The 12,641-nt window shown below is 45.9% G+C and carries 16 protein-coding genes; 5 read left to right on the top strand and 11 right to left on the bottom strand.

Annotated features, from left to right (window positions below):
• Positions 1–26 precede the first annotated feature (26 nt).
• The 7 genes from H0Z19_RS05550 to H0Z19_RS05520 all read right to left on the bottom strand — a co-directional run bounded on the left by H0Z19_RS05550 (position 27) and on the right by H0Z19_RS05520 (position 6,462).
• Positions 27–410, bottom strand: a complete 384-nt coding sequence (locus H0Z19_RS05550; protein ID WP_290724623.1) for a hypothetical protein — start codon at positions 408–410, stop codon at positions 27–29.
• Positions 403–1,536: a zinc-dependent metalloprotease family protein gene (locus H0Z19_RS05545; protein WP_290724622.1), complete on the bottom strand. Its 1,134-nt coding sequence runs from the start codon at positions 1,534–1,536 to the stop codon at positions 403–405. Before H0Z19_RS05545 ends, H0Z19_RS05550 begins: the two co-directional genes overlap by 8 nt.
• Positions 1,537–2,342: 806 nt before the next feature.
• On the bottom strand, positions 2,343–2,876 hold the full coding sequence (locus H0Z19_RS05540) for a (Fe-S)-binding protein (protein WP_290724620.1): 534 nt from the start codon (positions 2,874–2,876) through the stop codon (positions 2,343–2,345).
• Positions 2,877–2,940: 64 nt separating this feature from the next.
• Positions 2,941–3,306 carry a response regulator gene (locus H0Z19_RS05535; RefSeq protein ID WP_290724618.1) on the bottom strand — a complete coding sequence of 122 codons (366 nt, stop codon included), beginning with the start codon at positions 3,304–3,306 and terminating at the stop codon, positions 2,941–2,943.
• Between the two features lie 65 nt (positions 3,307–3,371).
• Positions 3,372–4,583, bottom strand: coding sequence for a dihydroorotase (locus tag H0Z19_RS05530; protein ID WP_290724616.1), 1,212 nt, complete (start codon positions 4,581–4,583; stop codon positions 3,372–3,374).
• Positions 4,570–5,259 carry a competence/damage-inducible protein A gene (locus H0Z19_RS05525; RefSeq protein ID WP_290724614.1) on the bottom strand — a complete coding sequence of 230 codons (690 nt, stop codon included), beginning with the start codon at positions 5,257–5,259 and terminating at the stop codon, positions 4,570–4,572. Before H0Z19_RS05525 ends, H0Z19_RS05530 begins: the two co-directional genes overlap by 14 nt.
• Before the next feature lie 30 nt (positions 5,260–5,289).
• Positions 5,290–6,462, bottom strand: a complete 1,173-nt coding sequence (locus H0Z19_RS05520; protein ID WP_290724612.1) for an argininosuccinate synthase — start codon at positions 6,460–6,462, stop codon at positions 5,290–5,292.
• A gap of 77 nt (positions 6,463–6,539) precedes the next feature.
• On the opposite strand from H0Z19_RS05520, the gene mobB reads away from it, so the two are divergent.
• Together mobB and H0Z19_RS05510 are read left to right on the top strand one after the other, a co-directional pair.
• A complete protein-coding gene (gene mobB / locus H0Z19_RS05515) occupies positions 6,540–7,028 on the top strand; it encodes a molybdopterin-guanine dinucleotide biosynthesis protein B (RefSeq protein ID WP_290724610.1) in 489 nt (162 codons plus the stop codon).
• A gap of 46 nt (positions 7,029–7,074) precedes the next feature.
• Positions 7,075–7,644: a pyruvate kinase alpha/beta domain-containing protein gene (locus H0Z19_RS05510; RefSeq protein ID WP_290724608.1), complete on the top strand. Its 570-nt coding sequence runs from the start codon at positions 7,075–7,077 to the stop codon at positions 7,642–7,644.
• Here the strand turns inward: H0Z19_RS05510 and H0Z19_RS05505 are convergent, their stop codons facing one another.
• Entirely contained in the window at positions 7,645–8,061 is a 417-nt protein-coding gene (locus tag H0Z19_RS05505; RefSeq protein WP_290724606.1) for a PPC domain-containing DNA-binding protein, read from the bottom strand.
• The gene (locus H0Z19_RS05500; RefSeq protein ID WP_290724604.1) at positions 8,058–8,387 is read right to left on the bottom strand and encodes a DUF4870 domain-containing protein; all 330 of its coding nucleotides are present in this window, start codon (positions 8,385–8,387) and stop codon (positions 8,058–8,060) included. Before H0Z19_RS05500 ends, H0Z19_RS05505 begins: the two co-directional genes overlap by 4 nt.
• A gap of 89 nt (positions 8,388–8,476) precedes the next feature.
• Here H0Z19_RS05500 and pyrB point away from each other — a divergent pair, with 89 nt between their 5' ends.
• Both pyrB and pyrI read left to right on the top strand, forming a co-directional pair.
• Complete coding sequence (pyrB, locus tag H0Z19_RS05495; protein WP_290724602.1) at positions 8,477–9,373, top strand: aspartate carbamoyltransferase; 897 nt, start codon at positions 8,477–8,479, stop codon at positions 9,371–9,373.
• The gene (gene pyrI, locus H0Z19_RS05490) at positions 9,370–9,831 is read left to right on the top strand and encodes an aspartate carbamoyltransferase regulatory subunit (protein ID WP_290724600.1); all 462 of its coding nucleotides are present in this window, start codon (positions 9,370–9,372) and stop codon (positions 9,829–9,831) included. The genes pyrB and pyrI overlap by 4 nt, the downstream gene beginning before the upstream one ends.
• Here pyrI and H0Z19_RS05485 read toward each other — a convergent pair.
• The gene (locus H0Z19_RS05485; protein WP_290724597.1) at positions 9,828–10,625 is read right to left on the bottom strand and encodes a 2-amino-3,7-dideoxy-D-threo-hept-6-ulosonate synthase; all 798 of its coding nucleotides are present in this window, start codon (positions 10,623–10,625) and stop codon (positions 9,828–9,830) included. The genes pyrI and H0Z19_RS05485 overlap by 4 nt on opposite strands.
• A 31-nt stretch (positions 10,626–10,656) precedes the next feature.
• Positions 10,657–10,986: a ribonuclease P protein component 4 gene (locus H0Z19_RS05480; protein WP_290724595.1), complete on the bottom strand. Its 330-nt coding sequence runs from the start codon at positions 10,984–10,986 to the stop codon at positions 10,657–10,659.
• Between the two features lie 47 nt (positions 10,987–11,033).
• On the opposite strand from H0Z19_RS05480, the gene sepS reads away from it, so the two are divergent.
• Positions 11,034–12,638: an O-phosphoserine--tRNA ligase gene (sepS, locus tag H0Z19_RS05475; protein WP_290724593.1), complete on the top strand. Its 1,605-nt coding sequence runs from the start codon at positions 11,034–11,036 to the stop codon at positions 12,636–12,638.
• Positions 12,639–12,641: the final 3 nt, after the last annotated feature.

Raw genomic sequence — 12,641 nt, 5'->3', positions numbered from 1 at the left:
TAGTGTGTGAAGTTTTAATCCGCAATCTATGGAGTAGCCATGTTCGCACCGTAGTAGCTATTACCGTACTTGAAGCAATAAGTGTGGCTACTGCAGCTTCCAACTTCAGACTGCTTCTTCGTCAGGTAACTGTGAAGTTCATTCCCCGTTTTAAGGTCAAGCTCGTAGCTCATCCCCTCTCCGGGAGAGAGGCTTTCAAGGTCTTCCATTATGTCCTTCAGAACCGGAAACTTTTGAAAATCCTCTTCGGTAATTTCGAAGTAGCTTTTTGGAGGTGATGTGAGCTTCGTAACCTGAAATGTCATTGCCAAGTCCCAAGTTGCCAGAGACAGCAGTAAGAAAGCCACTGGTGCGAGTATCAAAATTAAAAGTATTAGGATTATGTGTTTTTTCTTCATGCTCTCACTCATCGCTTATTCCGTTAATGTTAACATTTATTCTGTTCCAGCAGGAATCGCACCATGTGTCTACGCCCAACGTGACCCAGCAGTAGTTCATGATACAACGATCATGTTCCCAGCAGGAAGTACTGTCCTTAGCATTGAAGTTGTGGGAGATCTCATGTTGAGCCACGAGATTCAGAGGAATGAGCCAGCATGTATAGTGTCCGCTTTCTGTTACACCCACGCTGTAATATCCGTTTATATATGCATAACCACAATACCTGTCGTCAGCAGACTTTATCCATCCTATCATTATATCGTTTTGTGGGTCACCATCATTGTACCAGCTCCTCCAACTCCCCATATCTTGTTTTAAGTCTTCAAGATAATCTTTAAGCTTTCCACTAGTCACATCGCTTGCATCCCAGTAATTTATGAAATACCAGTTTAGACTCGCACCACTGTTAAATACTTGGAATCTACCATATGCATCCAGAGTAGCATCGAAGTAATCTTCATTCGTTGGCCGCTCGCTCCCAGTGGCTTCAACTATCCATAAATACAAAGCTCCATTTTTAATCTGAGGGCCTGTTGCTGTTGCTTCGGAGCTTGTTATTTTGAGTTGTTGATCTGCAAAGTCTTGGGAAAGTCCACCATCTAAATACCTTCCAGCATATTTCTCAGCCAATTTCCTGACATATTCTTTCGGAATAGGAACACCCTCTACTAAGACGACTTTTGGGTTGTGCGGGTCAACACCGTATTTTTCGATGTAAGCTTTTCTTGCCTCTTCCCTTATAGCCAAGAATTCTGAAGCATTTAACACCCTAATACCGAGTTCTCGGAAGTGATCAGCAGCTTTTACATCAATCCATTCCTCAACAGTTCCGTTCGGCCCTAATTTGCCCATTACCACGTAAGAATCTGGTAGGTAGCTTTCAAGATAGTGGGGCAACTTTCCGGTAGCAAATTTGATATCGTTCTCGGAGACATTGTATTTCTTATATATGGCCTTCAATTCCCTTGCAGTTAGTTCGCTGGGTTTTTTTAGATTTGCACCATTTGTTTCTGTCTTTAATTCTACACTGAAGGCTACAGCGACACCTGCCAACAATATACACAACAGCAGACCCAAAATCCATCTATACTGCATTCTACCTCACATTGAGCTGACATATCAAATCTTATAAATTTTTTGGTGTAACTTAACATTTGTTGTTTAGCGTTAAATCAACTAGAATTAAAAGTTAAAAAATCAACAATATGCCGTGAAGGTCTGCATCATAGGTGGAAGTGTTGCAGGTCTGGAGTGCGCCATAATTTGGCCACAAATCACAATGTTACGGTTTATGAAGGGCATACTGAAATTGGATATTGCCTTTGAAATGTGCTGAGGGCTGATCAACTTAACGGTAATTAAGCCCTACGTTAAAGGCAGAGCGGTAAAGGAGGTTTATGTAAAACTGTTTGATGAAAACTTTTCTTTTGTAGACGAGTTCGAGGCTGACGGCAAAGCTTTGCAGATAGTAAGCAGACCTGAGATGGAGCAGAAAATGGCTGCGATTGCAGTGGATAGGGGGCAGAAAGACTGAGAAGCTCTCCTGACAAATTTCTTGAAAGTCAGAATTTGAGGGCTAAAAGTCTCACAGCAGCACCACTGGGATGCTACTTCAACAGAGCCTTCTTAAGGCTTTACAGAGTTCGGTAGTGCTTATTTGAGACGCCTGCCGGGCTTGCGGACAGGGGAGAGGGTATATCCAAGGCGATAATCTCGGCCAGAATTCTTTCTTTATGCGTTGAAGACCCTGGAAGCTATGAGAAAACGTACTTCATGAGGTTGCTCTACATGGCTTTGCAAATTTTTTCTCTGCTCTGAGGGAAAACTTGGTAAACTCTTTAGAAAGGCCGCACTCTATGATTTGCTCGTAGAGGTGCTTAAAAATCACTACGCAAAGAGAACTAAAGCTCTAAATCATACCCAGCGGCAACAAGCATACCTATAAGCGTCTCTCTCAGCCCAGTATATTTTTCATTTTCAAACAGTGGTTTGCAGGCTTTGATGTCAACTTCACCATTGAGCAGCTTTACGGCGAAAGCCATGCATGTTTGCTCTCCACACATCCCGCAGTTCGTTTTTGGCAGGTAGTTGTAAACGTCAAAGGGACTCACAACCGTTTTTTCAAGAGGTTTTGAGAGGTCTATCTCAGCCTTTCTCATCCAGGCCTCCTTAGCCTTTTGCTCAATTTCGTTCAGAATTCTTTTTGCCTCGTCCTCGTCCTTTATCTGCGTCATCGCCACGAAACCGTCTTCATGTATCGTTATTATCCTTTGCCCCTTCTTGAATGATATCCAACCCCTCTTCTCGTTGTAGCTCGCGTTCGGAATCAACCTTGTGAGATATGGCATCACTGCCGGAAAGTTACCATCCACCCTTCCAATTACTCTCAGCTTTTTTGGGTCAGCTATGCAAGGCGACAATTCCTTTATTTCCATACACTTGTTGTAAACTTAAACGTGTAATAAGCTTTTGGTATAAATTTTAAACGTCAAAAATTTTTTATGCGACCGCTTTTGCTACATACTTGTCAATCAGACCTATTAGCGTTTTTCTCGTAAAAGGTTTCTCCACAACCTCTAAGGCACCGTTTTCAATCATTTCCTTACCCCTGCTTCTCGCAAATGCTGTCAAACCTACTATTTTGGCATTGGGGTCTATTTTTAGTATTTCTTTGGTTGCTTCAACACCGTCCATTCTGGGCATTGAGATGTCCATTAAAACAATATCTGGTTTGAAAATCCTGTATGCTTTGACAGCCTCTTCACCGTTGGACGCTTCAATGATCTCGTAATCCTTAAGCATAATTTTCACTATTTCCCTTATGCTGTCATCATCATCGACAATTAGAACTCTTGGTATTACCATTATTACAATTGTAATTTACACCTTAAAAAAACTTTCTTACACTTTTGAAATTGGGCCTAATTTTCTCAAGCCCTATTTTTCAGAATATTTCCTGCTTTCAAACAACTCTCAAGCACTTCTTCACCTCTCAGGTAAACTTTCTCAGGAAATATTGCTTCAAACCCCTCAAAAGGAGTCCAGCCACACTTTGAGTGAAGCTCCTCACCCTTAACCTCTTTAACATTTTTGAGGTCAAAAACCGCAAAATTTGCAAAGTTACCGGTTTTAATTTCCCCGTATCCCTTAAATCCGAAAATTCTTGCCGGGTTTGATGCGACTCTCTCGACAAGAGATTTGAAGGATATGTAGCCCTTCGAGGCCATGTTTACGAAAAGAGGATACATCGTCTCAACTCCAGGAAATCCCGGGGCACCCAACTCCTTGTCTTCTAGTGTATGTGGGGCGTGGTCAGAGGCTAATACGTCAACCCGGTGAAAATTCCTGAGTAGCCAATCCACATCCTCTTTTTCCCTCAAAGGTGGGTTAACGTTTACCAATTTTCCGAGCCTTCCGTAGTCGTTAACGCTGAGGAGCATGTGATGCGGGGTAACTTCATAAGTGGAATTGCTGTTCATTATCTCCTTCGCGGAATCTCTGGTAGAGATATGGCAAAAGTGAAAGTTACCAATCTCAACAAGCTTTTCAACGGCCAGAACTTCAGCCTCTCTCCTTCTGAAGACGAAGTTTGGTGTGCCCTTTGCAACGTATGCCGGGTCTTCGGCATGCACTGTGAAGACAACACCTTCAAACCTTCCGTAAACCTTCCGAAGTGTTTCGTAGTCTATCTGCAAATCCTCGCTGTCGTGCTGGATAAAGATCTCCCCTACAGCCGGGATAAAATACTTCTCCGAAATTTTTCTGATTATGTCTCCGAGCTTTTCGTGGTTGGAGTTTGTCAGGGCGAGATTCAGGGAGTAATCCACATAGGCAGATTTTTTTGCCTTTTCCATCCTCTGAAAGTAGGTTTTTACGTTATCCACCGGTGGTTTGGTGTTGGGCTGGTCAACTACCAAGCAGACGCCACCATGAAGGGCTGATAAAGTGCCAGTTTCAATCGTTTCCTTTCTCTTCTCGGCGAAATCCCTTAGATGAACGTGAACGTCTATACCTGCGGGAAGTATAACTCCTTTAACCCTCTTGCCCTCAACAAGCTTTCCGATTTTCTTTATTCTGCCATCTTCTACCTCTATCCCAGCCTCTATGAACTCTCCTTTATAGAAGATTTTACCCACTATCATTCAGCAGCTCCTCAAACTGCTTAACAGCTTTTTTCACCTTCTCCACATCCCTTCCTGAGAACTTGACCATAACGTAGCCCGATTTAGGGTAGGAACCAATATTAACGTCGGGGTTTTCCCTCACAACCTTGTTCAGCTTGTCGACGATTTTGACCTCAAAACCGTTAACCTTCACAACCTCCTCATGATACTTGCCCTTCTCAAACCTATTAAGGATTTTTTCGAAAGTGTTTTCCATCTCCGCCGGAACTCCCGGCATAACAGCAACGTTCTCAACAATGAATGCCGGAGCAGCGCCAACATCATTCCAGACTATCTCACTTCCTTCAGGGACGGATGAAATCTTTCTGACAGCCTCCTCATTTGAGCTGAGCTTGCTGAGCCAGTCGTAAACTTCTTCGTTCACAACAAGCTTTCTGCTGAATGCCTTCGCAATTCCCTCTGCCGTAACATCGTCGTGAGTCGCTCCGAGCCCCCCGGTAACCAGAACGAAGTCAGCCTCCTTCGAAGCTTTCCTGACCTCTTCGGCTATCACATCAACATCGTCGGGAATGGTTACTATCTTTTTAACCCTGTGTCCTGCTTGAGTTAGCTTTTTGGCCATGTAAGCAGCGTTGGTGTTGGTTATGTCCCCGCTTAAAATCTCGTTGCCAACGGAGATTATGATGAATTCCATGTCACAAGTTGATTTTAAAATTTAAAAATATTATTGAAATAGCCTCCTGTACAGCCTCCCCTGCAGCCCGTGGAAGGCGGCGAAACCCTCTGCAAGACGCTGGTCGAGGGAAGATGTGTCAAAGGACACAAGCTCTTCTGAGTAGAGCGCATGCGGTGAGTGCCTCGCCGCAACGACTGCGGAGCCCTTGTAAAGCTTGACTTTAACCCAACCCGTAACTCTCTCCTGGGTTCTGTCTATGAAGGCGTTTAACGCATCATAGAGCGGGTCGTTAACAAGGCCATAGTAAACAAGCTCTGCCCACTCCTCTTCAACTAATTTTTTGAACTTGAGCTCCCTCCTGCTGAGCACGAGGTTTTCGAGGTCTTTGTGGGCTGTTAAAAGGATTGTGGCTGCAGGATGCTCGTAGTTCTCCCTCGCCTTCAGACCGAGCACTCTGTCTTCTATCATGTCCGTTCTACCAACTCCATGCTTTCCGCCAATTTCGTTTAGCTTCTTTATCAGCTCAAAACCATCCATCCTTTCGTCATTGATCGCAACAGGCACTCCTTTTTCGAAGTCAATCTTTATGATTTCCGGCTCATCAGGAGCTTTTTCCGGGCTTGTGGTCCACTCGTAAATGTCCTCTGGAGGGATGAAGGATGGATCTTCAAGCTTTCCCCCCTCAATGCTCCTGCTCCAGAGGTTTTCGTCGATGCTGTATGGTTTTTCCTTGGTTGCAGGTACATCTATACCGTGCTGCCTGGCATATTCAATCTCCCACTCTCTTGTGAGGTTGAGCTCCCTTACGGGAGCTATAACCCTGAATCCGTACTGTCTGAATATATTCTCAAACCTGAGCTGGTCGTTTCCTTTTCCTGTACAGCCGTGAGCTATCGCTTCCGCACCCTCTTTCTTCGCAACCCCAACGACCTTCTCTGCTATTAAAGGCCTCGCCAAAGCCGTTCCAAGGACGTAACCCTCATAATTGCCGTTTGCCTTGATTAGTATGAAAAGGGAATCGACAAACTCCTTTTTGGCGTCAATTGTATAATGTTTATCCGCGTACCTCTTTCCCCTCTCCTCTGCCTGCTTTATGTCTTCATAGGGCTGTCCGATATCAACCGTTACCGTGATTACCTCATCAAATCCGTACTTCTCTCTTAGCAGAGGAATGCAAACTGTCGTGTCAAGCCCGCCAGAGTATGATAGCACGACCTTCATAACACACCGTAGTGCTGAGAGGTTTAAATCTTTTGAGATAAACAAAAGTTAAAAGCTCTTGCAGATTTCAGAAAGTTATGCTTCTTAGCATCGTTGGCACTTCAGACAGCGGGAAGACAACTTTAATTACGAGGATAATGCCTATTCTTAAAGAGAAGGGATTAAGGGTTGCTGTTGTGAAAAGGCACGCTCACGGTGATTTTGAAATCGACAAGGAAGGGAAAGACTCGTGGAAGATTTACAACAGCGGTGCGGATGTGGTTATCGCCTCTCCCGTCAAGCTGGCTTTCATCAGGAGGGTGAGCGAGGAAGAGGGAAACAACTTGGACTGGATTTACGAGAGGTACTTGAGCGACTACGACCTTGTAATAACAGAGGGATTCAGCAAGGCTGGAAAGGACAGGATTGTTGTTGTGAAGAAACCGGAAGAGGTTGAACTCTTCAAACAGGGGAGAATTCTGGCAGTTGTTTGCGATGAGAAGATAGAGGGTTACACGTGGTTCAGGAGAGATGAAGTGGAGAGGATTGCAGACTTCATTCTTTCCCTGCAAAAGCAAGGCAGATAGGTATCAACTCAGGTAACCTATAAATTTTACTCTCCTAAGTCCATACATGGAGAAAAAGATAGTTTACTTCGAAAAGCCCGGGAGGGAGAACACCGAGGAAACGTTGAGGCTCGCTGTGGAGAGAGCAAGGGAGTTGAACATAAAGCACCTCGTTGTCGCGTCATCCTACGGGGATACGGCATTAAAGGCTCTTGAAATGGCTCAGAACTTGCAGGTGGTTGTTGTAACCTACCACACAGGATTTATCAAGGAAGGGGAGAACACGATGCCACCTGAAGTGGAAGAGGAACTCAAAAGAAGGGGAGCAAAAGTTGTCAGACAGTCTCACATCCTGTCAGGCTTGGAGAGGAGCATCAGCAGGAAGCTTGGCGGGGTGAGCAGAACCGAAGCCATAGCAGAGGCCCTCCGCTCACTGTTCGGTCACGGACTGAAAGTCTGTGTGGAGATAACGATAATGGCCGCAGATAGTGGGGCAATACCCATTGAGGAGGTTGTTGCTGTCGGGGGAAGAAGCAGAGGGGGTGATACAGCAGTTGTGATCAGACCGGCTCACATGAACAACTTCTTTGACGCTGAAATAAAGGAGATAATCTGCATGCCGAGGAACAAGAGATGACTACCAGAGCATCAGCCCGGTTTGCTCGTCAAATGTTCTTTCGGGAGCTTCTCCTTTCAGTGACTGAATGAAGACCTCGCAGGCAAAAACCTCAGCGCTGAATAAATGACCACCGTAAACTTCTCCATTTTTCCCCAGCAAAACGTGGATGTGGCAGAACGGCTTACCGTCTTTAAGAGAAACGTTTCCCAGAAGGGAAATAATTTCCATCGGCTCGTTTAGCTCTCTTTTCACGTACTCTCTCTTCTCTTGATCGTAGTAGCCGATGACAGCGTTCCTAACCGCTCCTATTGCTGAAACCTTTGCTGCGTGTATTTCCCTGTCTGTTAAAAACTCCTCAAGCTGCCTCACCAAATCCTTTCCATAGTCCAGCCTTAGGAAGAAACTCCTGTCGAACTCAAACTCGAATTCCTTCATACGTTACCTAATTGCTGCTCCGCAATATCTCCAACAACAGGGAGTTTGAACCACTCGTTGCTGTATGCCTTGTAAATTAGCAATATCCAGAGAATCAGCCCAATAAGGTTGATTAGTGGCAAGAGCATCCAGCCGATGTAGGGTATGAAGGAAAGTATGATGCTTAAAACCCACAACCCGCCAAAGACTATCGTTGACTGCATCGCATGGAACTTCACGAACTGGCTCTCTTTCTCCATTATGAGGAATAGAATCCCTGTAATCGGACCTAGCAGGTAGCTAAGGGCTCCTGCAACGTTCTCCTTTAATCCAGTTGAGCTTGGCATAATGTATATTAAATTGATAATATTTAAACGTTACTGCCAAACTCGTCACAAGGTGAAAATTATAATACCCGAAAAGGCAATTAGATGTGATGAAGCATCTCATTTCTATCACCGACCTCGATAGGGAGGACATATCCTACATTCTCAAAAAGGCCGAGGAGTTCGAGGATGTTGCGATGGGAAAGAGGAAGCTGAGAATTCTTGAGGGCAAAATACTTGGAAACCTGTTCTTCGAACCTTCAACCAGAACAAGAATGAGCTTCGAGGTGGCGATGAAGAGGCTTGGTGGGGATGTGATCAACATGACTGCTCAGGAGGCAAGCAGTGTGGCCAAGGGGGAAACTCTGGCAGACACGATTAGAGTTGTTTCCGGCTACTGTGACGCAATCGTGATAAGGCATCCGCTTGAGGGGGCGGCAAGGTTTGCTGCCGAGAACTCGTCAGTCCCCGTCATAAATGCTGGAGATGGAGCGGGACAGCATCCTACACAAACACTGCTTGACCTCTACACGATAAAGAAGGAGTGCGGAAGGCTTGATGGAATAACAATAGCACTCATGGGTGATTTGAAGTATTCGAGAACTATACACTCACTGATAAAGGCTTTAGCACTGTTTGAAATGAAAATATACCTCATAAGTCCCGAGGCTCTTGCCCTTCCAGAGGACATCATAGAGGACGTAGGGGGAGAGATTAAGAAGGCAAGGCTTGAAGACGTTATCTCAGAGATAGACGTTCTTTACGTGACAAGAATACAGAAAGAACGTTTTCCGGACGAGGAGGAGTACAGGAAAGTATCGGGCAGCTACCGCATTACTGCGGAGACTTTGAAGAAGGCAAAGGACGGCATGATTGTCATGCACCCTCTGCCGAGAGTTGATGAAATACATCCATCCGTTGACGCAACCAAGCACGCTCGTTACTTCCAGCAGTCATTTTACGGAGTGCCGGTTAGAATGGCGATACTGAGCGAGGTGATGCTGTGAAAGAGCTTGTTGTGAGCAAAATCAGAGAAGGGACAGTCATAGACCATATAAATGCCGGAAAGGCTCTCCTAGTTTTAAGGATACTCAAGATCCAGCCGGGCACGGATTTAACAGTCTCGATGGCTATGAACGTTCCGAGCAAGAAGATGGGCAAGAAGGACATCGTCAAGGTGGAGGGGATGTTTATCCAGGATGAGGAGCTCAACAAAATTGCCCTGATCTCTCCAAACGCGACAATAAACCTGATAAGAGACTACGAAATAGAAAGAAAGTTCAAGGTTCAGCCTCCAGAAGTTGTTGAGGAAGTTCTGAAATGTCCAAACCACGCATGCATTTCCAACGCCGAGAGAGAGCCCATAAAACCGAGATTTTACATCAAGACAGAAGAAATGAAGGTAACGGCAAGGTGCCACTATTGTGGGAGGAAAATAGAAAATCTTGACGACTACATAAGCTAAGATTTCAGGAAGTCTAAGGCCTCGCTGACCTCTGCATTATCGTGCACTATCATCGATATAGCTCTCGTCATCTTCGTTGGGTTCTCAGCCTGGAATATGTTTCTGCCTATAGCCACCCCTCTCGCCCCCGCATCCATCGCCATTCTGACCATTCTCAGAATGTCCTCATCACTGCTCATCCTTGGCCCTCCAGCGACAACGACCGGAACTGGGCAGCCCTCAACAACTCCTCTGAAGCTCTCCACATCTCCGGTAAAGTTTGTTTTAATGATATCAGCCCCAAGCTCTGCACCTACTCTGGCTGCAAGAGCCACAGCCTTTTCATCGAACTGATTGATTCCCTCTCCTCTGGGGTACATCATCGCGAGCAGGGGCATTCCCCATTCGGCAGCTATCTTGGAAATCTCTCCGAGCTTCCTTAACTGCTCCGCCTCCGTCTTGCTTCCAACATTTACGTGCACACTTACAGCATCGGCTCCAAGCTTTATGGCCTCCTCAACCGTGCATACAAGAACCTTCTCGTTTGGATCGGGGGATAGGGAGGTTGAGGCGCTGAGGTGAATTATCAGACCGACATCCCTTCCATATCCCCTGTGGCCGAAGCCGACAACTCCCTTATGCAAAACCACCGCATTAGCCCCACCCTCAGCCACTGCATTAACAGTTTCTGCAAGATTCTTCAGCCCCTCTATCGGCCCCATAGAAACTCCGTGGTCCATGGGGACAATTACGGTGTTTCCACTTTCCCTGTTTATAATTCTCTCAATTCTTATCGTTTTGCCAATCTTTGTCATGCTACTTAGTTTCAAAGTGGCAATTTAAAGTTTACGGTTTAAGTTTTTTAGAAGACCTCCTGGGTCGGATAGGAATTCTCCGCTCAAAACCGCAGTTGAGGCACTTAATAATAACACGCCCCTTGCGAACCCTAACCCTGAATTTTCCAGCCTTGTAGGGGTAGAGACACTTCTTGCAGTAGGTTATTTTGAGCTCCTTTGGTATTCTCACCCTGTATTTCATCGCAATTCTCTTTGCAAGCTCCACATATCGCCTTGCAAGCTCATAGTCAACATTTTTCCACTCTTCAGCCCTTTTTATGAGGTAAGAAACTCTCTCCTTGGCAATTCTCGACTCCTTCTTTTTGTCCCTTTTGAGCACGAAGGCCGTTAACAAAAAGATAAATAGCCTTTTGTATCTCAGCCGTTATGAAATTTGACCCACAAAAGTACAGGGAGCTGGCAGAGAAAGACTTCGAGGCTGCGTGGAAGGCTGGGAAAGAAGTTCTTGCCGAAAGAAGTCCCAATGAGCTTTATCCACGGGTTGGATTCAGTTTTGGCAGAGAACACCCGCTTTTCTCCACAATCCAGAAGTTAAGGGAAGCTTATCTCGCAATCGGTTTTTCAGAGGTTGTAAATCCGCTTATCGTTGAAGATGTCCACGTAAGAAAGCAGTTCGGAAGAGAGGCTTTGGCAGTCCTCGATAGATGCTTTTACCTCGCAACACTTCCCAAACCCAACGTCGGGATGTCAGCGGAGAAGGTCAGGCAGATTGAGAACATTATGGGGAAGAAGGTTGATCCGGATCCACTTAGGGAGATTTTTCATCGATACAAGAAGGGTGAAATTGACGGAGACGATTTGAGCTACCTTATTGCCGATATTTTGGGTGTGGACGACATCACAGCGGTAAGAATTCTCGATGAGGTGTTTCCAGAGTTCAAGGAGTTGAAGCCTCAGGCTGGCTCGCTAACACTCAGAAGCCACATGACCACAGGATGGTTCATAACCCTGAGCCACATCGCCGACAAGTTCCCCCTTCCAATCAAGCTTTTCAGCATCGATCGCTGCTTCAGGAGGGAGCAGGGGGAAGATGCCACGAGGCTCTACACGTACTTCTCAGCAAGCTGTGTTCTTGTAGATGAGGAGTTGAGTGTTGATGACGGAAAGGCGGTTGCTGAGGCTTTGCTCAGACAGTTCGGCTTCGAGAACTTCAGATTCAAGAAGGACGAGAAAAGGAGCAAGTACTACATCCCCGACACTCAAACAGAGGTTTTCGCCTTCCATCCCAAGCTGGTGGGGTCGAACACAAAGTACAGCGACGGATGGATTGAAATAGCAACCTTCGGCATCTACTCCCCAACAGCGCTGGCGGAGTACGATATCTCATATCCGGTCATGAACCTCGGTCTTGGAGTTGAGAGGCTCGCCATGATCCTCCACGGTTACGATGATGTTAGAAAAATGGTTTACCCGCAGATCCACGGAGAAATCAAGCTCAGCGACCTCGACATAGCGAGGGAGATAAAGGTCAGGGAGGTGCCTCAAACCTCTGTGGGGTTGAGAATTGCGCAAAGTATCGTGGAGACTGCGGAAAAGCATGCCTCAGAGCCAAGCCCATGCAGCTTCCTCGCCTTCGAGGGAGAACTGATGGGCAGAAATGTTAGGGTGCATGTGGTGGAGGAGGAGGAGAACACAAAGCTTTGCGGTCCAGCATACGCAAATGAGGTTGTTGTTTACAAGGGCGACATCTACGGCATTCCGAGAACAAAGAAGTGGAGAAGTTACTTTGAGGAAGGTGTGCAGACGGGAATCAGATATATCGATGGCTTTGCGTATCTTGCCGCGAGGAGGATTGAGGATGCTGCAATGAAAGGTGAGAAAGAGCTAAAGATAAAAGCGAGGGTGGTTGAGAATCTCTCAGACATAAACCTCCAGATTCATGAAAATGTTAGGAGATACATCCTCTGGAAGAAGGGGAAGATCGACGTGAGGGGGCCGCTGTTTGTTACGGTGAAGGCTGAGATCGAGTGATTT

It is taken from the genome of Archaeoglobus sp. (genome assembly GCF_017656475.1).
Classification (GTDB): domain Archaea; phylum Halobacteriota; class Archaeoglobi; order Archaeoglobales; family Archaeoglobaceae; genus Archaeoglobus.
This window is presented reverse-complemented; position numbering and strand designations above follow the sequence as displayed.